This window comes from Pseudomonas sp. 29 (assembly GCF_002754355.1).
GTDB lineage: Bacteria > Pseudomonadota > Gammaproteobacteria > Pseudomonadales > Pseudomonadaceae > Aquipseudomonas > Aquipseudomonas neuropathica.
Genome location: NZ_PEEY01000001.1, coordinates 4,261,290 through 4,281,700 on the forward strand (window position 1 = coordinate 4,261,290; position 20,411 = coordinate 4,281,700).

General features: G+C 60.3%; 27 protein-coding genes. All 27 read left to right on the top strand.

Annotation, left to right across the window (positions count from 1 at the left end; genetic code table 11):
* Positions 1-128 precede the first annotated feature (128 nt).
* Positions 129-713, top strand: coding sequence for a phage tail terminator protein (locus CLU80_RS19665; protein ID WP_093436499.1), 585 nt, complete (start codon positions 129-131; stop codon positions 711-713).
* Entirely contained in the window at positions 710-889 is a 180-nt protein-coding gene (locus CLU80_RS19670) for a DUF2635 domain-containing protein (protein WP_034154909.1), read from the top strand. The genes CLU80_RS19665 and CLU80_RS19670 overlap by 4 nt, the downstream gene beginning before the upstream one ends.
* Entirely contained in the window at positions 889-2,385 is a 1,497-nt protein-coding gene (locus CLU80_RS19675) for a phage tail sheath subtilisin-like domain-containing protein (RefSeq protein WP_099758146.1), read from the top strand. Before CLU80_RS19670 ends, CLU80_RS19675 begins: the two co-directional genes overlap by 1 nt.
* A 67-nt stretch (positions 2,386-2,452) precedes the next feature.
* The gene (locus CLU80_RS19680; protein WP_007908779.1) at positions 2,453-2,800 is read left to right on the top strand and encodes a phage tail tube protein; all 348 of its coding nucleotides are present in this window, start codon (positions 2,453-2,455) and stop codon (positions 2,798-2,800) included.
* Positions 2,797-3,093, top strand: coding sequence for a phage tail assembly protein (locus CLU80_RS19685; protein WP_007908778.1), 297 nt, complete (start codon positions 2,797-2,799; stop codon positions 3,091-3,093). Before CLU80_RS19680 ends, CLU80_RS19685 begins: the two co-directional genes overlap by 4 nt.
* Before the next feature lie 130 nt (positions 3,094-3,223).
* Positions 3,224-4,999: a phage tail tape measure protein gene (locus tag CLU80_RS19690; protein WP_099758147.1), complete on the top strand. Its 1,776-nt coding sequence runs from the start codon at positions 3,224-3,226 to the stop codon at positions 4,997-4,999.
* The gene (locus tag CLU80_RS19695) at positions 4,986-6,224 is read left to right on the top strand and encodes a DNA circularization protein (RefSeq protein WP_093436487.1); all 1,239 of its coding nucleotides are present in this window, start codon (positions 4,986-4,988) and stop codon (positions 6,222-6,224) included. Before CLU80_RS19690 ends, CLU80_RS19695 begins: the two co-directional genes overlap by 14 nt.
* 2 nt (positions 6,225-6,226) lie before the next feature.
* Positions 6,227-7,276 (top strand): phage baseplate assembly protein, encoded by a 1,050-nt coding sequence (locus tag CLU80_RS19700; protein ID WP_099758148.1) that lies wholly within the window; start codon positions 6,227-6,229, stop codon positions 7,274-7,276.
* A gap of 135 nt (positions 7,277-7,411) precedes the next feature.
* The gene (locus CLU80_RS19705) at positions 7,412-7,921 is read left to right on the top strand and encodes a phage baseplate assembly protein V (RefSeq protein WP_093436481.1); all 510 of its coding nucleotides are present in this window, start codon (positions 7,412-7,414) and stop codon (positions 7,919-7,921) included.
* On the top strand, positions 7,921-8,319 hold the full coding sequence (locus CLU80_RS19710; protein ID WP_093436478.1) for a phage GP46 family protein: 399 nt from the start codon (positions 7,921-7,923) through the stop codon (positions 8,317-8,319). The genes CLU80_RS19705 and CLU80_RS19710 overlap by 1 nt, the downstream gene beginning before the upstream one ends.
* Entirely contained in the window at positions 8,309-9,355 is a 1,047-nt protein-coding gene (locus CLU80_RS19715) for a baseplate J/gp47 family protein (RefSeq protein WP_093436475.1), read from the top strand. Before CLU80_RS19710 ends, CLU80_RS19715 begins: the two co-directional genes overlap by 11 nt.
* On the top strand, positions 9,343-9,942 hold the full coding sequence (locus CLU80_RS19720; RefSeq protein WP_016985041.1) for a YmfQ family protein: 600 nt from the start codon (positions 9,343-9,345) through the stop codon (positions 9,940-9,942). The genes CLU80_RS19715 and CLU80_RS19720 overlap by 13 nt, the downstream gene beginning before the upstream one ends.
* A 14-nt stretch (positions 9,943-9,956) precedes the next feature.
* The gene (locus CLU80_RS30715; RefSeq protein WP_099758150.1) at positions 9,957-10,688 is read left to right on the top strand and encodes a hypothetical protein; all 732 of its coding nucleotides are present in this window, start codon (positions 9,957-9,959) and stop codon (positions 10,686-10,688) included.
* Between the two features lies 1 nt (position 10,689).
* Positions 10,690-11,115, top strand: a complete 426-nt coding sequence (locus CLU80_RS19730; protein WP_099758151.1) for a phage tail assembly chaperone — start codon at positions 10,690-10,692, stop codon at positions 11,113-11,115.
* Positions 11,116-11,172: 57 nt separating this feature from the next.
* Positions 11,173-12,267, top strand: coding sequence for a phage tail protein (locus CLU80_RS19735; RefSeq protein ID WP_099758153.1), 1,095 nt, complete (start codon positions 11,173-11,175; stop codon positions 12,265-12,267).
* A gap of 8 nt (positions 12,268-12,275) precedes the next feature.
* The gene (locus CLU80_RS19740) at positions 12,276-12,842 is read left to right on the top strand and encodes a tail fiber assembly protein (protein WP_099758154.1); all 567 of its coding nucleotides are present in this window, start codon (positions 12,276-12,278) and stop codon (positions 12,840-12,842) included.
* A gap of 22 nt (positions 12,843-12,864) precedes the next feature.
* A complete protein-coding gene (locus CLU80_RS19745) occupies positions 12,865-13,791 on the top strand; it encodes a glycine-rich domain-containing protein (RefSeq protein ID WP_099758156.1) in 927 nt (308 codons plus the stop codon).
* Positions 13,791-14,258, top strand: a complete 468-nt coding sequence (locus CLU80_RS19750) for a phage tail assembly chaperone (RefSeq protein WP_099758157.1) — start codon at positions 13,791-13,793, stop codon at positions 14,256-14,258. The genes CLU80_RS19745 and CLU80_RS19750 overlap by 1 nt, the downstream gene beginning before the upstream one ends.
* A 35-nt stretch (positions 14,259-14,293) precedes the next feature.
* Positions 14,294-15,190, top strand: coding sequence for a gp53-like domain-containing protein (locus CLU80_RS19755; RefSeq protein WP_099758158.1), 897 nt, complete (start codon positions 14,294-14,296; stop codon positions 15,188-15,190).
* Entirely contained in the window at positions 15,191-15,637 is a 447-nt protein-coding gene (locus tag CLU80_RS19760; RefSeq protein ID WP_093436448.1) for a tail fiber assembly protein, read from the top strand.
* 18 nt (positions 15,638-15,655) lie between these two features.
* Positions 15,656-16,816: a glycine-rich domain-containing protein gene (locus tag CLU80_RS19765; RefSeq protein ID WP_099758159.1), complete on the top strand. Its 1,161-nt coding sequence runs from the start codon at positions 15,656-15,658 to the stop codon at positions 16,814-16,816.
* Complete coding sequence (locus tag CLU80_RS19770) at positions 16,816-17,070, top strand: hypothetical protein (RefSeq protein ID WP_099758160.1); 255 nt, start codon at positions 16,816-16,818, stop codon at positions 17,068-17,070. The genes CLU80_RS19765 and CLU80_RS19770 overlap by 1 nt, the downstream gene beginning before the upstream one ends.
* Before the next feature lie 36 nt (positions 17,071-17,106).
* The gene (locus CLU80_RS19775) at positions 17,107-17,673 is read left to right on the top strand and encodes a glycoside hydrolase family 19 protein (protein WP_095050439.1); all 567 of its coding nucleotides are present in this window, start codon (positions 17,107-17,109) and stop codon (positions 17,671-17,673) included.
* Positions 17,652-18,170, top strand: a complete 519-nt coding sequence (locus CLU80_RS19780; protein ID WP_099758162.1) for a lysis system i-spanin subunit Rz — start codon at positions 17,652-17,654, stop codon at positions 18,168-18,170. Before CLU80_RS19775 ends, CLU80_RS19780 begins: the two co-directional genes overlap by 22 nt.
* Positions 18,171-18,237: 67 nt before the next feature.
* Positions 18,238-18,738: a CinA family protein gene (locus CLU80_RS19785; protein ID WP_099758163.1), complete on the top strand. Its 501-nt coding sequence runs from the start codon at positions 18,238-18,240 to the stop codon at positions 18,736-18,738.
* 83 nt (positions 18,739-18,821) lie between these two features.
* Positions 18,822-19,877, top strand: coding sequence for a recombinase RecA (gene recA, locus CLU80_RS19790; protein ID WP_007908746.1), 1,056 nt, complete (start codon positions 18,822-18,824; stop codon positions 19,875-19,877).
* Between the two features lie 8 nt (positions 19,878-19,885).
* Positions 19,886-20,356 (top strand): recombination regulator RecX, encoded by a 471-nt coding sequence (gene recX / locus CLU80_RS19795; protein ID WP_095050442.1) that lies wholly within the window; start codon positions 19,886-19,888, stop codon positions 20,354-20,356.
* The last annotated feature ends 55 nt before the right edge of the window (positions 20,357-20,411 follow it).

Consider the following 20,411-nt stretch of genomic DNA (forward strand, 5'->3'; position numbering starts at 1 on the left):
CTGTAGGAGTGAGCCTGCTCGCGATAGCGATGCCACATTCAAAATCAACGCGCCTGACACACCGCTATCGCGAGCAGGCTCACTCCTACAGGGGCCTGCGGTAACCCCCACTATTTTGGAACACCCCCATGAAGATCACCCCGATCCTCACGCAACTGCGTGGGCAATGCCCTGGCCTTGCCAATCACATTTCGGTGGGCCTCGATCTGGCCTTGCTGCAAGGCAACCCGGAACTGCCGACACCCTCGGCCCACGTGCTGCCAATCGCCGATCTGGCCAGCAACAGCACCACCCAAAACCTCACCACCCAACCGATCCGCGACCGCTTCGAAATCGTCCTGGTGCTTGACGCTACCGACGCTACAAAAGCGCTGGATCTGTTGCACGACCTGCGCGCCGAGTTGTGGCGCGCGCTGGTCGGTTTCAAACCAGATTCGACCTACAGCGCCATCGTTTACGACGGCGGCGAGATGGTCTCGATCAACAGCAGCCGCGCCTTTTACCGGCTGCGCTTTTTTGCCGAGTTCCAGCTTGGCCGCAATCTGCCGAGTCAGCCTGCGGAGAGTTGGCACGAACGTGAACTGGACGGTTTGTCGTCCTTTACCGGGGCCACCGTGCGGGTCGATGCGATCGACCCGGCCGACCCCAACCTGAAACGCCCGGGCCCCGATGGGCGCGTGGAAATGACTTTCTCTGGAGACGTAACCCCATGAGCAATCGCATCACCGTACTGCCGGCCGCTGGCCGTGTCGTACCGGACCCGGAGGCCGGCGATCTGCTGCCGCTCGAAGGCCGTGAAGTGCTGGACAGCGCCTGGTGGCGCCGACGTCTGGCCGACGGCGATATCACCCTCAAAACCGCACCAGCCAAACAAAAGGGAGCCAAATAATGGCGATCGGATTCAGCAACATCCCTGCGGACATTCGTGTACCGCTGTTCTATGCCGAAATGGACAACTCGGCCGCCAATAGCGCGAGTTCGACCCTGCGTCGTTTGATCGTTGCCCAGGTCAACGACAACATCGCGCCGACCGAGGTCGGCAAACTGGTTTTGGTCTCCAGCGTTGCGCTGGCGAAAAGCATCGGTGGCCAAGGCTCGATGCTCGCCTCGATGTACGAGACCTTCCGCAAGGCCGACCCGATCGGTGAGATCTGGTGCCTGCCGCTGCACAACACCGAAGGCGCGATCGCCAAAGGCGTGCTGACCCTGACCGGCACCGCCACTCAGGCCGGCGTGCTCAATCTGTATGTCGGCGGCGTGCGTGTGCAAGCCACCGTGGTCAACGGTGCCACCGCTGCCCAGGCAGCCACCGCCCTGGCGCAGAAAATCAACGCCACCGCCGACCTGCCGGTCAGCGCTGCCGCTGCCGAAGGTGTGGTCACCCTGAATGCCAAATGGACTGGCGACAGCGGTAACGACATCAGCCTGCAATTCAATCGCCTGGGCAAGAGCAACGGCGAAGACACCCCGGCCGGCCTGACCACTGCAGTCACCGCCATGACCGGCGGCGCCGGTGTGCCGGATCAGGTTGAAGCCATCGCGGCCCTGGGTGATGAACCGTTCGAGTTCATCGCACTGCCATGGTCCGATCTGTCGACCCTCAACACCTGGCAAGCGGTCATGGATGACAGCACCGGTCGCTGGTCGTGGGCCAAGCAACTGTTCGGTCACGTCTACAGCGCCAAACGCGGCACTGTCGGCACTCTGGTTGCTGCCGGCCAGGCACGCAATGACCAGCACATGACCATTCAGGCGCTGGAGCCGGGCGTTCCGCAACCGTTCTGGGTACAAGCCGCCGCACTGGCTGCACGCACCTCCGTATTCATCTCTGCCGACGCCAGCCGTCCGACCCAGAGCGGCAGCCTGCCGGGCGTTGACCCGGCACCGGCGAGTGAGCGCTTCACCCTGACCGAGCGTCAGTCGCTGCTCAACTACGGCATCGCCACCGCGTACTACGAGGGCGGCTACGTGCGCATCCAGCGCTCGATCACCACCTACCAGAAAAACGCTTACGGTCAGGCCGATAACTCCTACCTGGACAGCGAAACCATGCACCAGTCGGCGTTCATCGTGCGCCGTCTGCAAAGCGTGATCACCAGCAAGTACGGCCGGCACAAACTGGCCTCCGACGGCACCCGCTTCGGCGCCGGCCAGCCGATCGTCACCCCAGCGACCATTCGCGGCGAGCTGATCGCGCAGTACGCCAAGCTCGAACTGGAAGGCCACGTCGAGAACGCCGAGCTGTTCGCCGAGCACCTGATCGTCGAGCGCGACGTGCAGGACCCGAGCCGCGTGAACGTGCTGTTCCCGCCGGATTACATCAACGGTCTGCGCGTGTTCGCACTGCTCAACCAGTTCCGTCTGCAGTACGACGACGCGGCTTGATCGCCGCGTTTGACCACCAGTTTTCAGCCCACCGCGTGTGGGCTTTTTTATTCAAGGGAGTAACACCATGGGTCAACTGATTGCAGGCACCTGCTACGTCAAAGTCGACGGCGCACAACTGACCATCAATGGCGGCTGCGAAGCCCCGCTGATGGCGGTCAAACGCGAAACCGTCGTACCCGGCTTCTACAAGGAAACCGACATTGCGCCGTCGTTCAAAGTGACCGCGCTGCACACCGCCGACTTCCCGCTGAAGAAGCTGATCGAAGGCACCGACATCACCGTCACCTGCGAATTCAGCAACGGCAAAGTCTACGTACTGGCCGGCGCCTACCTGGTCGAAGAACCAGTCTCCAAAGGCGATGACGCCACCATCGAACTGAAATTCGAAGGCATCAAGGGGACCTGGCAATGAGCGGCGCCGTGAAGCTTCAGGTTGCGATCGAAGCTCACGGCGAGCCCCTGACCGAACTCGTCCTGCGCCGTCCGACGGTGCAGGAGGTGCGAGCGATCAAGGCGCTGCCGTACAAGATCGACAAGAGCGAAGAAGTCAGCCTCGACATGGACGTGGCGGCCAAATACATCGCCGTGTGCGCCGGTATTCCACCGTCGTCGGTCAACCAGTTGGATCTGGCTGACCTCAATGCGCTGAGCTGGGCCGTTGCGAGTTTTTTCATGAGTGCGGCGTCGGCGCCATCACCGACCTGATCGCCGTCGCCTATGACCTGGCCTGGTTCTGGAAGGTTGACCCCGAACAGATGATGGCCAGGCCACTGGATGTGCTCCGCGAATCGCTGGAGCACGCGCAACGGATCAATGCGATGCAGCAGGTGCAGTGATGGCAGACGAAGAGAAAAAAGTGAAAACGCCGGTGCTGATCACGGGCATCGATGAACTGTCGCCCAAACTCGGCGCCCTGCGAGTCAAGGTCGAGAGCTTCAAGAACAATCTCGAACAGACCGGCCTCGGTAAGCTGGACATCAGTGGCCTGTTCAAGGGCGGCAGCGTGATCACGCCGTTCGTGGACGGGATCAAATCGGCGGCGGCGTTTCAGGGCAAATTGACCGAAGTCAGCGACACGGCAAAAACCGTCGACTTGCCCGCTACGCCGAAAGTCGCTGCGCAAAACATGAACGTGTTCAGTGCATCGATGGAAAAGGTTTCGGCCGCCGTGGACGCGGCACTGGTGCCGGCGGTGGGCGCACTGGTGGTCGGGTTGGAACCGATGCTGAACCAGGTCGGCAGCCTGCTCGCCGACAACCCGAAACTGGTTGAAGGCCTGGCGGCGGGGGCGATTGCTTTCTCGGCGATGCAAACCGCCGTCACCGGCATGACCCAGGTGATGGACGTCATGAGCATGGTGCTCAAGACCAATCCGATCATGTTGATCGCGATGGGCATCGCGGTGGCGGCCGGTTTGATTTATGCCAACTGGACGCCGATCAGTGCTTTTTTCAAGGGCATGTGGGAGGGTGTGAAAAACATCGGTGTGAGTGCGATGGCAACGTTGCGCTCGATCCTCGATTGGCGACCGCTGGATGCGCTGGCGGCTTTGTGGTCACCGATCGCGGGATTCTTCTCGGGCATCTGGGACAAGGTCAAAACCGTCACCGCGCCAGTGATCGACTTCTTCAAATCGGTGTTCTCGTGGACGCCCGCCGGCATGATCCTGGAAAACTGGGCGCCGCTGACCGGTCTGTTTTCGGCGATCTGGGAATTGCTCCAGGCCTTGAGTGTGCCGGTGATGGCGTTCCTCAAAGGTCTGTTCGACTGGACACCGTTGGGCATGATCATCAACAACTGGGGGGCGATCACTGGCTTCTTCGGCTCGATCTGGACGGCGCTGCAACCGGCGGCGCAAGCCATCAAGGACTTCTTCGGCACGTTGTTCGACTATTCCCCTGTGGGCATGATCGTCAACAACTGGGGCAGTATCGTGGCCTTCTTCGAACCGGTCTGGGCCGCATTGCAAGCGTCGGCGCAGCAGATCAAAAGCTTCTTCCAGAGTCTGTTCGAATGGTCGCCGCTGGAACAGATCGCCATGTACTGGCAACCGATCAGCGAAGTGTTTTCGGCGCTGTGGGGCGTGGTGCAGGCGTTGGCCGCACCGGTACTCGAGTTTTTGCACAACATGTTCGAATGGACGCCGTTGGGGCAGATCATCAAAAACTGGGGGCCGATCACCGAGTGGTTCGGCGAGTTGTGGCAAAAACTGCAAACCGTGATTGCGCCGATCAAAGAGTTGTTCGACGGCGGCTTTGCCGGACTGATCGCCAAGGTCACCGGCAAGGTTGAAACGTTCACCGAAGCGCAACGCCAGACCAATGCCGAAGGCAAAGGGGAGTTGGCGCCGGCGTTCTTCGGAGCAACGCCGCAAGCAGCGGGTAACGGTGCACTGCAAAGTGGTTCGTTGCCACAGAGTTCTGGCGCACTGATTCAACAAAGCGCAATCAACAACCGCACGCAACTCGAAGGCGGCCTGACCGTGCGCTTCGAAAATGCGCCGGCAGGCCTGCGTACCGATCAACCGCAAACCAATCAACCAGGGCTGGCGCTGTCGTCGCGCATCGGCTATCGCTCGCTGTCGGCAGGAGGTTCCAATGAACTGGCGTGACCGTTTGTTGCCGGCATCCTTTCGTGGTGTCGGGTTCTGGATCGATCAGGCGAAAACCCCGGTCGGTCGCAAAGGTCAGTTGCATGAATACCCGCAACGCGACCTGCCGTATTTCGAGGATCTGGGCCAGCAGGCCAAGACTCACGACATCACAGCATTCATCATCGGCGCCGACTGCCTGGAGCAGCGCGACAAGCTGCTCAAGGCATTGGAGGCGGGCAATGGTGAGCTGGTGCACCCGTGGCTCGGGCGCCTGCAAGTCAAGGTCGGTGAGTGCGACATGACCCATACCCGCCAGGACGGCGGGCTGGTGACGTTCAGTCTGAAGTTCTACCCCGACCGGCCGTTGCCGTTTCCGACTGCCACCGTCAGTACGCAAAAAGTCCTGTTGGCCAAGGCTGACACTTTGCTGGGGTCAGCAGTGTCGCGTTTCGAAGAGGTCATTGTCCGGATTCAAGCGGCACGGATTGGCATTAACAATCTGCGAAACAGCCTGACCGGGGTGTTCGATGTGATTAAGGAACAGCTGAAACCACTGATCGCGCAATACAAGGAAATCACTGAACTGGTCAGAGCCGTCAAGGAGTTGCCCAAGGAAGTGGCGGCGGAGTTCAAGGGGTTGCTCGGCGATATCAAGGAGCTCAAGGCGTTCGCGAAGGAGGGCTACCGTGGCGTGATTGCCGACGTGTCCCAACAACTCGAAGCGATCCGCAAGGCTGATGCGCCGAAGATCACCACGGGCAAGGACACCAATGCGGCGGCGCAAGCCATGGCCGATCTGGTGCAGGACACTCTGATTGTCAAAGTGGCGCAATGGGTTGCCTCAATGCCGGTGGCGGCGAAACCGGTGAAGTTGCTGTCGACCCCTTCCTTGGATCAGCAGTCGAAGCAGCCGATCTCTCGACAGGAAGTGCCGGCTACCGACGATTTGCAGGCGCTTCAAAAGGACTTGGTCGAGGCGCTCCAAATGGCCAAAAACAAAGCCGGTCCAGCGCACTATCAGGCTATCAGCGACGTGCAGGATGCTCTGGTGGCGCACCTCAAAGCCGTAGCGTCATCGGGGGTGCGTCTGGTCACCAAGTCGTTTCAGGAAAGTTTGCCGGCACTGGTAGTGGCTTACAAACAATTCAGTGATGCGACACGGGTGACCGAAGTGGTCCAGCGTAACGGAGCGACCAACCCGTTGTACCTGCCACCCAACGACGTGAAAGTCTCTCGGGAGTAGTCATGGACGTAATGGACAACCATGTCACGCTGACCGTCAACAACATGGAATACGGCGGCTGGAAAAGCGTGGAAATCACCGCTGATCTGGAGCGCCAGTTCCGCACCTTCAAACTCGACATCACCTGGCAGTGGCCAGGGCAGACGGTGGATCAGCGGATCAAACCGGGTGACCCCTGCGAAGTGAAAATCGGCCAGGACCTGGTGCTCACCGGCTATGTGTTCAAGGCCCCGATCCGCTATGACGGACGCCAGATCAGCCTGAGCATCGAGGGCAGTTCCAAGACTCAGGATCTGGTCGATTGCGCTGCCAGGAACACGCCGAACCAGTGGCAGGAACAACCGCTGCTGAGCATTGTTCAGGCGCTGGCAATGGAGTACGGGCTGATGGTGGTCAATGAAATCCCCGAGACCGCGCGGCTGACCAAACACACGATTGTGCCGGGAGAAACGGTGTTTCAGTCGATCGACCGTTTGCTCTCGCTGCTGCGGGTGTTTTCCACCGATGACGAGCAGGGTCGGCTGGTGCTGGCCAAGCCGGGCAGCGGTGGGCGGGCCAGTGATGCGCTGGAGCTGGGCAAGAATATTTTGTCCGCCAGCGCGTCGATGGATCAGAGCCAGGTGTTTTCCGAATACCGGGTGATCGGCCAGCAGAAAGGTTCGGACAAGAAGAGCGGGGCGGCGGTAAGCGAGGTTGAATCCAGCGCGACCGATCTGAGCTTCAAACGTCGACGCACCACGATCATCAACGAGGGCACCGCGCTGACGTTCGAACTAGCCCAGCAACGCGCCCAGTGGGAGTGCGCCACCCGTATGGGGCGGGCGCAGACCACCACTTATCAGGTGCAGGGCTGGCGCCAGTCCAACGGCGATCTGTGGCGCCATAACACGCTGGTCAAGGTCACGGATCCGGTGCTTGGATTTGATGGCGACATGCTGATTTCCAAAGTCACGTATTCGCTGTCGGCGCAAGGCTCGGTGACCACGCTGCAAGTGGCGCCGCCGCATACCTTCGACGCCAATCCGACACCCCCTAAGAAAACTTCAGCCTGACACCCGACCCTGTGGGAGCGAGCTTGCTCGCGAAGGCGTCAGATCAGACACCGCTCTGGTGCTTGTCAGGACGCTTTCGCGAGCAAGCTCGCTCCCACAGGGATCAGCGTCAACCTCACCACTTGAGGACAATTCATGAGCCTACTGACACGCCTGCTGGCGCGCGGCACTGTCGTGCTCGCCAATTCGGCATCCAAGCTGCAATCGCTGCAAATGCGCCTCACCGCCGGCGAAGTGAACGACGACATGGAGCATTTCGAACCCTACGGCTTTACCAGTAACCCGCTGGCCGGCGCCGAAGGTGTCGTCACTTTTCTCGGTGGCGACCGCTCCCACGCCATCGCGCTGGTCATCGCCGACCGCCGCTATCGCCTGCAATCGCTGGCGTCGGGCGAAGTGGCGATCTACACCGACGAGGGCGACAAGATTCACTTCAAGCGGGGGCGGATCATCGACATCGAAACCGCCACGCTGAACATCCGCGCCAGCAGCGCGGTGAACTTCGATACGCCGGTGATCAACCAGACCGGCAAGATCGTCTCCACCGGCGATCAACTCGCCGGTGGCATCAGCCAGATCAAACACGTGCACGTCGGCGTACAGGCCGGCAGCGGCCAGACCGGCGCGCCGGCAGGAGGCAAGTGATGCTGATCAGCCCGAACCTCCACGCCGCGCTGACCCGCGCCGTACTCATCAGCCTGTTCACCTGGCGCCGCGCCGCCGATGACGACGCCCTCGACGACGAAGAACGTTTCGGCTGGTGGGGCGATACCTTTCCCACCGTCGCCGACGATCGCATCGGTTCGCGGCTGTGGCTGTTGCGCCGGGTCAAGCTGACTCGACAAACGCAGATGGACGCCGAGTTCTATGCCCGCGAAGCCTTGCAATGGCTGATCGACGACGGCCACTGCAGCGCCATCGACATCATCAGCGAACGCCTCGACGCCCAGCGCCTGAACCTGCGCACGGTCCTGACCCTGGCCGACGGCGAACGTCTGGACATCAACCCCGATAACAGTTGGCAGGTGATCTATGCCGTTTGAAACCCCTTCGCTGCCGGTGCTGATCAAGCGCACCCAAAGCGACCTGGCCGGCGATTCGCTGCGCCAGTCCGATGCGCAAGTGCTGGCCCGTACCCTCGGTGGCGCGGCTTATGGTCTGTACGGTTATCTCGACTGGATTGCCGAGCAGATCCTGCCCGACAAGGCCGATGAGTCGACCCTGGAGCGCATCGCCGCACTTCGTTTGAACCAACCGCGCAAACCCGCGCAAGTCGCCACCGGCAGCGTCAGTTTTACCGCCACGGCCGGTGCCGTGCTGGATGTCGACACGTTGTTGCAAGCGAGCGATGGCCGCACCTACAAAGTCACCACCGCACGCACGACCGTCAATGGCAGCAACACCACCACGATCGCCGCGCTCGATGCCGGCAGTCTGGGCAATGCCGACGCCGGTCTGGCGCTGACACCGGTGCAGCCGATTGCCGGTGTGGTCGGCAACAGCTTTGTCGTGCTGGCACCGGGACTCAGCGGCGGCGTGGCGCGGGAAAGTCTGGAGTCGCTGCGTTCGCGGGTGATCCGTTCCTACCGCGTTATTCCCCATGGCGGCTCGGCCAGTGACTACGAGACCTGGGCACTGGAAGTGCCGGGCGTAACGCGCGCCTGGTGTCGTGGCGGCCTGCTCGGGCCGGGCACGGTGACGGTGTTCATCATGCGTGATGAAGACCCGCAACCGGTGCCCAACGATGAGCAATTGGCGGAGGTTCAGGACTACATCGAACCGCTGCGTCCGGTGACTGCGGAAGTGCACGTGCAGCGGCCGATTCAGGTGCCGGTGGTGTATCGCTTCAAGAGCGTCAATCCGGACACCACCGCCGTGCGTGCCGCCGTTGAAGCGCAATTGCGCGACCTGCACAACCGTGAGGCCGATCTGGGTGTGCCGTTGCTGATCAGCCATATCCGCGAAGCCATCAGCAGCGCCGGTGGTGAGTACGATCACACCCTGACCGCGCCGGCCGCTGACGTGCCTGCCGGGCAAAGCGAACTGCTCACCTTCGGAGGCTGCGTATGGGGGGCATAAGAACCGCCGCGCAATATCAGGCGCAACTGCGCGCCTTGCTGCCCAGTGGCCCGGCGTGGGACCCGGAACGCGTACCGGAACTCGAAGAAGTGCTGCAAGGCGTCGCCGTCGAACTGGCCCGCCTCGATGCCCGCGCCGCCGACCTGCTCAACGAAATGGACCCGGCCGGCGTCAGCGAACTGGTGCCGGACTGGGAGCGGGTGATGAACCTGCCCGACCCGTGCCTGGGCGCCACGCCACTGTTCGACGACCGCCGCCTCGCCGTCCGCCGTCGCTTGCTCGCGGTCGGCAGCCAGGCCGTCGGCTATTACCTCGAAATCGCCAAAAGCCAGGGTTACCCCAACGCCACCATCACCGAACTCGAAGCCCCGCGCATGGGCCGCTCGCGTTTCGGCTCGGCGCACTGGGGCACGTGGGAGGCGCAGTTCATGTGGACGCTCAACACCGGCGGCCGCTTGCTGTTGGGTCGGCGTTTCGGCGCGAGCTATTGGGGCGAGCGTTTTGGCGTTAATCCGGGTTCGGCGCTGGAATGCCTGATTCACCGCAGTGCGCCGGCGCATACCAAGGTGCACATCAATTATGACTAGGGAGGAATGAGGGGATGGATTATCCGAAGAGTGTGCCCAGTTCCGGGCTGGTGAATGGCAAATTTGTTGATGAAAACCCATTGATGGGAACGCCGGGCTCATTGATTCCGGCGCGATGGGGCAACAGCGTTACCGATGAAGTAATCAACGTGATCACTGCCGCCGGACTAGTCCCCGACGAGGACGACACTACGCAACTCAAAGCGGCGATTTCGGCAATTGTCGAGAAAGGCAGAAATGACTCTCTGGCAAGCAAGGATGAGGCCGAGGCGGGTACCAGCAGCAGCCGTCTGATGACGCCGCAGCGGGTGTTCCAGGCGATCGAAAAGAAAGTGGTGCAAGCCACTGAAACGGTTTTTGGCTGGGCGCGGATCGCGACTCAAGCCCAGGTCAATGCGGGGACGGATGACACCACTTTCGTCACGCCGAAAAAACTCTGGTTTGGTGTTTCCTACAGCATTGGCGCGAACGGCTATATCGCTTTTCCGAGCTGGTTGGGGGGCTTCATGATTCAGTGGGTCTTGATCACCATCGCTACAGATAAAACCTATGTTGCAAAACCCTGGCCGGTGGCTTTCAAGACCCAGTGCGCCGCTACCTGGGCAAGTTACTCGCACAGCGGCAACGCACCCTTTTTCGATATCGTCACTCCACCCTTGGTGACCTACTTTGATCCCAGCCAGGTTCAAGTCTTGAGTAATTCCGGTGGCTCCGGTTTTGTCACTGTCCTGGGGGTGGGTAACTGAAATGAAACGTTTCTATAGCCGCACCACCGGCAACACCTATTTGTCGGGTTATCACACCAGCCTTCCAGACGATGCCGTTGAAATCGACGAGGCGCGTTATGAGTCGGTCATCGCAAATCCTGTAGCGGGTACCGAGCGATCCCATGACGAGCAAGATCTGCCGATCCTGGTCGAGTCGACAGCTCTTTCTGAAGAGCAAACATCGGCCGAAGCCAAGGCGTGGCGCGATCAGGAATTCAACCGGATTGTCTGGTTGCGCGATCGTCACCGTGACGAAGTGGAACTGATGAAGATCACCACGCTGTCCGACGCTGAATACCTGACGCTGCTGACCTACCTGCAGGCGCTGCGCAAGTGGCCCCAAGCGAAGAAATTTCCCGCCAAACGCTCTCGACCGAAAAAGCCTGCCTGGATGACTGCCGAGTGACTGGATGCTGCTTTGTCGGCATCGCCTATCAATATTCCAGGTACAGGAAAACCAATTATGGACTATCCAAAAAGCGTCCCCAGCGTCGGTCTGGTCGATGGTCGTTTCGTCGATGAAAACCCGGTGGCGGGAACGCCGGGTTCGTTGATTCCGGCGGTTTGGGGCAACAGTGTGACTCAGGAGATTCTGAGTGTGGTTACCGGCGGCGGGTTAGTGCCGTCCGAGGCGGATACCGGGCAGTTGTACAAGGCGATTCAGTCGATCATCGGCAGCACGAGTCCGATGCGTTCGGTCATCACCCGATTGGCCGCGTCGAAAACCCTGACCGATGCCGAACTCGGCCTCGTCCTGATCGATGGCAGCCCCGGCCCGGTGACCTTGCTGCTACCACCGGCCAACATCGCACTCGGTGTGCGTGATGTGATTGTTCGGCGGGTGGACAACAGCGGCAACCGTATGATCATCCAGGCATCGGGCACGGATCGCATTCGCTTTCATACGCATCTGGCGGCCAGCGGTTATCCATTTTTCGTGTTGATGGGCGGCGGAGACTGGTGGCATTTGCGCAGTGATGGGGCCGGGAGTTGGTGGCCGGTCGGACGCTTCGACAATACCCCGCTTGGCCGGCCGTTTTTCGAGACAACCGTCATGCTCAGCCCCGGCGGATACGGCGCGCTTAATGGCTCTGTCATGAAGCGCGCGGAATGGCCGTGGCTGTGGGATCACGCCCAGCAATCAGGCATGTTGGGCGCTGAAGCCTTTCGGGCGAGCACTGAGGGCAAATGGACAACAGGTGACGGTACGACGACGTTTCGCGGTCCTGATGGGCGAGGGGAGTTCCTTCGGGTTCTGGATGAAGGTCGTGGTGTGGATACCGGACGCGGGATGGGTACTTTTCAGCCTGGATCGACGCACTCGTATGCGATGGGGGCGAATGGTGGCGGTGCCGTCGGGTCGCGCTGGACGGACAGCCTGACGGCAGTGGGGGCGGATACTCGAGAGGAGCCTCAGTACGTATCGGGGCTGAGCAATGGCGGCCCGATTTATCCAGCGGGTACCAGTTATCAAATGGACCCGTCAGCGACACTGCTCTACGCCTTCAAATCCCGCCCGCGCAACATGGCCTATCCCGGCCGCATCAAACTCATCTGAGGCGCTTTATGTTCAATTATCTATTTGATGGTTCGGGCGCTCTGTCCGGGCCTGTCGAGTTCATTGCCACGCCAGGTATCGGCGTTCAGTTGCCCGGTAATGCTGTTGAGCTGGCTTACGAGTTGCCTGAGCCGGAAGCCGGTCGCAGTTGGGCGCTGATCAACGGTGTCCCCCGTGAAGTGATCGACCGTCGGGGCATGGTTTATCGCAAGGACGGCGGTACCCATCAGATCTGGACCGAGCTGGGAGAGTTGCCAAACACCCTGACCGCAGAGCCATGGCCAGGGGAGTTCCATGTCTGGCGCGACAACACCTGGGTATTGGATGAGCAGGCTCGTTTGGTGAGCGTAAGACAGCAATGCCTCGATCAGCGCGACGCACTGCTACGCGATGCCGTGCTGCGCATCGCGCCCCTGCAATACGCCGAAGACATCGGCGATGCCAGCCATGACGAACAACTGCTGCTGATCGAGTGGAAGCTCTACAGCGTCGAGCTGAATCGTATCGAAAAGCAGGCTGGTTTCCCCGATGAAATTACCTGGCCGGTCACACCCGGCACAGCCGTAGCCAACTGATTTCGGCACAGGGAGCAGTGCAATGGATTATCCAAAAAGTATTCCCGGCGTGGGGCTGATCAACGGCGGCTTCGTCGATGAAAACCCGCTCGCCGGTTCCCCGGGATCGTTGATTCCGGCCGATTGGGGCAACAGCGTCACGCAAGAAATTCTCAACGCGATCAAGGCTGCCGGATTGACACCGGATGAAGCAAAAACCGATCAGTTGGCTACCGCAATCGCTGCACTGGTCGACTTCAATAAACTAAAAAATACCCCAACCACGTTGGCCGGTTATGGCATCACCGATGCGGTGGGACGGTTGCTGGCAGTCAGGCAGTTCGAATCCGTCGGTATCACGCTTTACAAACCCCATCCCCGAGCGAAACGCATACGTGTGCGCTTGGTCGGCGCGGGTGGTTCCGGTGGTGGCTGTGAACCTGTCCCCGCCAATAATCACCGTATTGGTGGTGGCGGTGGTTCCGGCGCCTATGCGGAGAGTCTCTACGACGTGACCGCGCAAATGCTGGCTGGCGTACCTGTGTCTTTGGGGGCGGGCGGCGCTGCAGTCAATACGACCGGGATGACCGGGGGCGGTGCTTCCTTCGGCACCTATATGAGCGCCGCTGGCGGTGCAGGCGGGCAAATCCTTTCATTCCCGGTGACAGCAACGACGGTCGGTTTCGTCATGGGCGGTGCTGGCGGTCAAATCGTCACGGGCGGAGGTCTGGCCAACGCTCGTGGCACCCCTGGTGAGTTCGCGATGTACAACTTCAATTGGGGTGTCGTTTCCGGCGCCGGGGCTGCCAGCCCGTTTGACGGTGGTGGCACACGTGTAGGCGTCAATGGAAATGGCATCTCCGGCGGGCGAGGCTCCGGTGGCAGCGGATCCTGTTCGGTAAATGCGTCCGCTTCAGTCGTCAGCGGCGCCGGCGGCAATGCCTTCTGCGAAATCTGGGAGTACGAATAATGGCCCGTTATGCACGAGTGGAAAACGGTATCGCGGTCGAACTGATCGATACCGGTGAGTACGCAATCACTCAACTGTATGCACCGGCTTTTGTCGAGGCGATGGTGCAGGTGCCGGAGGGCATGCACGTTGATATCGGCGCGCCCCTCAGTGAACTGCGCCATGAGCTCGCGCCGTTACCGGTCATGGGCAATCCTGTCGTCATTCCTGAAACTGTCGTCGAGGAGCAAGAGCCTTTGACGGCAGCGCGAACGTGGCGTCAGTCCAGTCTGTCGGCTACTGAATGGTTGGTGACGCGGCATCGCGACGAGCAGGCGCTGGGGCGTGGGACGACGCTCAAGGCCGCGCAGTATCTGGAGTTGCTGGAGTACCGCCAGGCGCTGCGTGACTGGCCTGAGGCTAAAGGTTTCCCGACGGCGGTTTCTCGCCCGACAGCACCGCAATGGTGGGTCGCCAATGCGGATTGACTGGTCTCAGGCATTTTTAAACAAGGAGTTGAATCATGGATTATCCAAAGAGTGTTCCTAGCGCCGGGTTGGTAGATGGCAAGTTTGTCGATGAAGATTTACTGACGGGCAAGCCAGGGTCGTTGATTCCGGCCAGTTGGGGTAATGGTGTTACACAAGAGTTGTTGACGGTCATCCAGAGCGCAGGGCTGACACCGACGGAGGCCGCCAATAATCAACTGCTCAGTGCGCTGCGCAGCAACAACCTGTTCGTCACGGCGCCGCAATTCAATCAAGGCAAAGCGGTTGCCACTACCGAGTTCGTCGCCCGCGCGGGTCTGCAGTTTTCCGGCTTCGTTTCTTACCCGACCAGCACTGTCCTGACCGTAGCCCACGTGGGGGGCGTGGCGAGTTTCGCCAGCGCAACGCCGATCACGGCAACGTTGCCCTCCATCAATGGCATTGCCCATGCCAGCACGCTACACGTGATCAATGCGGGCAACGGTGTTCTGACCATCAACCCCGCCGCAAACGAGCAAATTGAAACCTGCAACGGCACGTTCGGGTCGCTGAAACTCGGACTCGGCGACTCCGCATGCCTGATCAAACTGGCGAGCCAATGGCGGCTGTACGGAGGGTCGATCAGCGATCGTTATGCCACGGCCCATTCGGGCGTCTATGGCAACGTCGGTTACCAACGGTTTGCCAGCGGCAACATTGAGCAATGGGGTGTCGGCACAACGGATGCGAAGGGCGAAGTCGACGTCATTTTCCCAATCTCTTTTCCTACAGCCTTTTCTTCTCTGGTGGCCACTCATGCCGGCGGTGACGGGGCGATGGTCATCCTGATTGCGGGTTCTGGAAAGCAACAAGGCTGCAAGCTCAAGGTTCGTGATTACAGCGGCAGCGTCGCTGCGGGTTGGGGCATCAATTATTTCGCAAAGGGCTATTGAATGAATCCGTTCAACGTTTTGTTCAGCGCCAGCACCCGGGGCGTTTATGTACCGGGTATCAACTCAACTGACATTCCCGACGATGTCATCGAGATTCCTCAGACTTACTGGATCTCGCTGCTGCAGCAATTGGCCGTTGCGGCAAAGGTGATCGGCGTGCGTGCGGATAACGGCTATCCGATTCTGGTCGATCCTGCGCCTCCTTCGGCCGATGAAGCGGCTGACGCCGAGCGCCGTTGGCGCACTGCGCAACTGGCCGCCACCGACGGGTTGGTGGCGCGTGATCGCGATGAGTTGGAAGACGGCGGCGGCACGACGCTGACCACAGAGCAATATGCCCAATTGCAGACGTATCGCCGTGAATTGCGCGACTGGCCGCAGGGTTCCTTTTTTCCGTTCGGCGAGCATCGGCCGGTAGCGCCGAAGTGGTTGGCTGCTGCGCTGTAAGTCATCAGGGAAGTTGAAATGGACTATCCAAAAAGCGTTCCCAGCGTCGGACTGGTGAATGGCAAGTTCGTCAATGAAGATGTTGTCGCGGGATTGCCCGGATCGTTGATCCCGGCGACCTGGGGCAACAGCGTTACCGATGAATTGTTGAACGTCGTCAAATCTGCGGGTCTTGAACCAAACGAAACCGATGCGACGCAGCTATTGCAGGCGCTGAAAAAACTCAGTCAGGCCGGTGAAGACAAGCATGCGACCGATATCGGCGCCGCCAATCTGTACATGGCCAACTACGTGCCGGTCATCACTACGTTGAAGGACGGTCTGGCGCTGCGCTTTACCGCTGGTAATGCCAACACTGGAGCCAGCACGTTCGCACCGAATGGCTTGCTGCCCAAGCCGTTATTGAGCCTTGGGCTGAGTGCATTGCGGCCAGCGGAGATTGTCGGCAGCAGTGTGTGTTCGGTGGTGTACAGCGCGGCGCTGGACAGTTGGGTGCTGGTGTATGCGAGCGGTGGTAATGCTGCGAGCGGCCGTTTGTTGGGGGTAAAGACGTTTACCGTATCCGGCACCTATGAGCCGATAGCCGGGACGAAGCACGCTCTGGTCAAGGTTGTGGGCGGTGGTGGTGGAAGTGCGGGAGTCGGGGCGACCACAACTTCCCAATATGCAACCGTGGGTGGCGGCGCCTCCGGTAGTTATGCTGAAGCGTGGTTACCTTCCGAGGCGCTTGGTTCTCGTCAGGCTGTCACTGTTGGGGCTGGGGGAAGCGCGGGACAGGCCGCGGCGAATGCCGGGGGAGGAGGCACCAGCTCTTTCGGCTCGCTGGTTTCGGCTGCCGGTGGTGGAGGGTCGCCGTGGATTGGCTTTGTTGCGAACCAGGGGATGGGGCTTTATACCGGAGGCTATCCCGGCCAGTCGGCCAGTGGAGGCAACATCGTCAACAACGCGGGAAACGCGGGCGCTCCCGGGATCTCTGTCAACGGCTCGACCCTTGCTGGGCACGGTGGCAGCTCGCCGTTGGGTGGAGGCGGTTTTGGCAACAGCGCAGCAGGCTCTCTGGCCGCACCAGGCTCCGGTTTCGGTTCCGGTGCGGGAGGAATTGCCAACGCACCCAGTCAACCTGGCAGACCTGGTGGCGCAGGTGCTTCAGGCGCCGTGATCATCTACGAGTACGCCTGATGAAAACCTACGCACGCATCGTCAACTGCACTGTGGTCGAACTGTTCTCCACCGAAGGCAATATGGCCGAGATGTTTCACCCGGATCTGCTTTGGGTCGACATCACTGAAATCACTCCGGCACCGCAAATCGACTGGACCGCCAACTTCGGCACCCTCAGTTGGGTGTTTGCATTACCCGAAGAACATACGCCGGACGGCACCCTGAAAACTCTGGCAAAAAAATGGCTGACAGGCATTGGCCGTCAACCATGATTCAATCGGGGCAATATCCAGGGAGGATCAAGCATTATGCAAATAACTGAAAACAACCTTATCGACATCATGCCTAACGCCCGCTCCCAAGCGGGCGTTTTTGTTTCTGCACTCAACAGCGCGATGGCGCGCCGTCATATCGACTCGCCGAAACGCGTCGCGGCGTTCCTTGCGCAAGTCGGTCACGAGTCCGGGCAATTGCGCTACGTGCGCGAACTGGGCAACAACCAATACCTGAGCAAATACGACACCGGTACGTTGGCCTTGCGTCTGGGCAACACACCAGAGGCTGACGGCGACGGGCAAAAATACCGAGGGCGCGGGCTGATCCAGATCACTGGCCGCAGCAACTATCGCCAGTGCAGCGTTGGCCTGTTCGGCGATGAGCGTCTGTTGTCCCTGCCCGAACTGCTCGAACAGCCACAATGGGCCGCCGAGTCTGCGGCATGGTTCTGGGAGCAGAACGGCTTGAACGAACTGGCTGATCGCGATCAGTTCAACACCATTACCCGTCGCATCAACGGCGGGTTGAACGGTTTACAGGATCGCCTGGAAATCTGGGCACGGGCGAGGGCGGTGCTATGCCAATCCCCTGGCGAGTGATCGCTGTTGTGTTGCTGGCTGCTGGTGCGTTTGCAGCGGCCTGGCAGTTTCAGGAGTGGCGCTACGGCCGACAGCTGGCCGAGCAGGCCCGGTTAAACGCCGAAATCCTCAATCAACTGACGCAGACCGCCGCCAGCGCGCAACAGGCCGAGCAGGATAAACGCCTGGCGCTGGAGCAGCGGCTCGCGACCAGTGAACAAACCCACTACCGAGCGCTGAGCGATGCCCAACGTGATCAGGATCGCCTGCGCGATCGCCTTGCCACTGCTGATGTGCGCCTGTCAGTCCTTCTCGACGCCAGCGACGTTGTCCCCGGTTGTAACGTGCCAGCCACCTCCGGCGCCAGCAGCGTGGATCATGCAACCGTACGCGCCCGACTTGACCCGGCGCATGCTCAACGAATTATCGCCATCACCGACACCGGCGACCGTGGACTGATCGCCTTGCAGGCGTGTCAGGCGTATATCAGAGCGCTGGCGCCCGAACATTTTGAATGAGTCTGTGTATTGAAAGCGCAACCGGCTCGTGTACGGTGGAGGCATTCCACACGATCCGGAGCACGCCGTGAAAGAGATCACTCAACTGGCCGCCGACCTTGGCCGACGTCTGCAACTGCTCAATGCCCACGTCACCACCGCTGAATCCTGTACCGGTGGCGGGATTGCCGAAGCGATCACGCGGATTCCCGGCAGTTCGGCGTGGTTCGAGGCGGGTTATGTGACCTACTCCAACCGCCAGAAAACCCAGCAACTGAATGTACCGACCGAGTTGTTCGAAACGGTGGGCGCGGTCAGCCGCGAGGTGGTCGAGGCGATGGTACGTGGTGCCCAGGACAAAAGCCTGGCGCGATTTGCCGTAGCGGTCAGCGGTGTCGCCGGGCCGGACGGTGGCTCGCCGAACAAGCCGGTCGGTACGGTGTGGCTGGCGTGGGGCGTTGGCGAGACGGTCACCACTGAGGTTCAGCACTTTCCCGGCAACCGCGATGAAGTCCGCCGACAAACGGTGAAGGCCGCGCTAGAGGGGCTCTTGCGACTAGCGGCACGAGAAATCGAAAATCAGGGGTAGGCGATCCGCGAACGCTGTGGAATAATACTGGCTACTTATACAGGTGTTGGCCGTCAGGCCTTATTGATTACGTGAGGACTTTAATGGACGACAACAAGAAGAAAGCCTTGGCTGCGGCCCTGGGTCAGATCGAACGTCAATTCGGCAAGGGTGCCGTGATGCGTATGGGCGATCAAGACCGTCAGGCGATCCCGGCTATCTCGACTGGCTCTCTGGGTCTGGACATCGCACTCGGCATTGGCGGTCTGCCAAAAGGCCGTATCGTTGAAATCTACGGTCCTGAATCTTCCGGTAAAACCACGCTGACCTTGTCGGTGATCGCCCAGGCGCAAAAAGCCGGCGCGACCTGCGCATTCGTCGACGCCGAACACGCCCTCGACCCTGAGTACGCCGGCAAACTGGGCGTCAACGTCGACGACCTGCTGGTGTCCCAGCCGGACACCGGCGAACAGGCGCTGGAAATCACCGACATGCTGGTGCGCTCCAACGCTGTTGACGTGATCATCGTCGACTCCGTGGCAGCCCTTGTACCGAAGGCTGAAATCGAAGGCGAAATGGGTGACATGCACGTGGGCCTGCAAGCCCGTCTGATGTCCCAGGCGCTGCGTAAAATCACCGGTAACATCAAGAACGCCAACTGCCTGGTGATCTTCATCAACCAGATCCGTATGAAGATCGGCGTGATGTTCGGCAGCCCGGAAACCACTACCGGTGGTAACGCGCTGAAGTTCTACGCTTCGGTCCGTCTCGACATCCGCCGTACTGGCGCGGTGAAAGAAGGCGACGAAGTGGTTGGTAGCGAAACCCGCGTCAAGGTTGTGAAGAACAAGGTCGCTTCGCCATTCCGTCAGGCCGAGTTCCAGATTCTTTATGGCAAGGGCATTTATCTCAACGGTGAGATGATCGACCTGGGCGTGCTGCACGGTTTCGTCGAGAAGTCCGGCGCCTGGTATGCCTACGAAGGCACCAAGATCGGTCAGGGCAAGGCCAACTCGGCCAAGTTCCTGGCGGACAACCCGGAAATTGCCGCGAAGCTCGAGAAGCAACTGCGTGACAAGCTGCTTACTCCAGCCGTGATCGACTCCAAGGCCTCAGCAGTCAAAGAGACTGAAGACGACCTGGCCGACGCTGACATCTGATTGCAGCGATGACCACTGCAGTACTCGATACCCTCGTCGCGGTGCGGCGAACTGCCATGGACCTGCTCGCACGTCGCGAGCATGGTCGAGTCGAGTTGACGCGCAAACTGCGTCAACGCGGCGCTGAGGCGCAGATGATCGAAACAGCCCTCGACCGTTTGACGGAAGAGGGGCTGCTTTCCGAAGCCCGTTACCTTGAAAGCTTTGTTTCCTACCGTGCCCGTTCCGGCTATGGCCCTCTGCGGATTCGCGAAGAGCTGAGCCAGCGCGGTTTGCAGCGCGCCGATATCGAACTCGCCCTGCGCGAAAGCGGTATCAGTTGGCAGGAGCAATTGCAGGAGACGTGGCAACGCAAGTTCTCCGGGCATTTACCGATTGATGCGAAAGAACGGGCCAAACAGGGCCGGTTCCTGGCCTATCGGGGGTTTTCGATGGAGATGATCAACCGCTTGTTCAGCGGTCGAGGGATAGACGATTAAACCGATTCAATAAAAACGGCCCGCTATGAAAATAGCGGGCCGTTTTTTTTTGCCC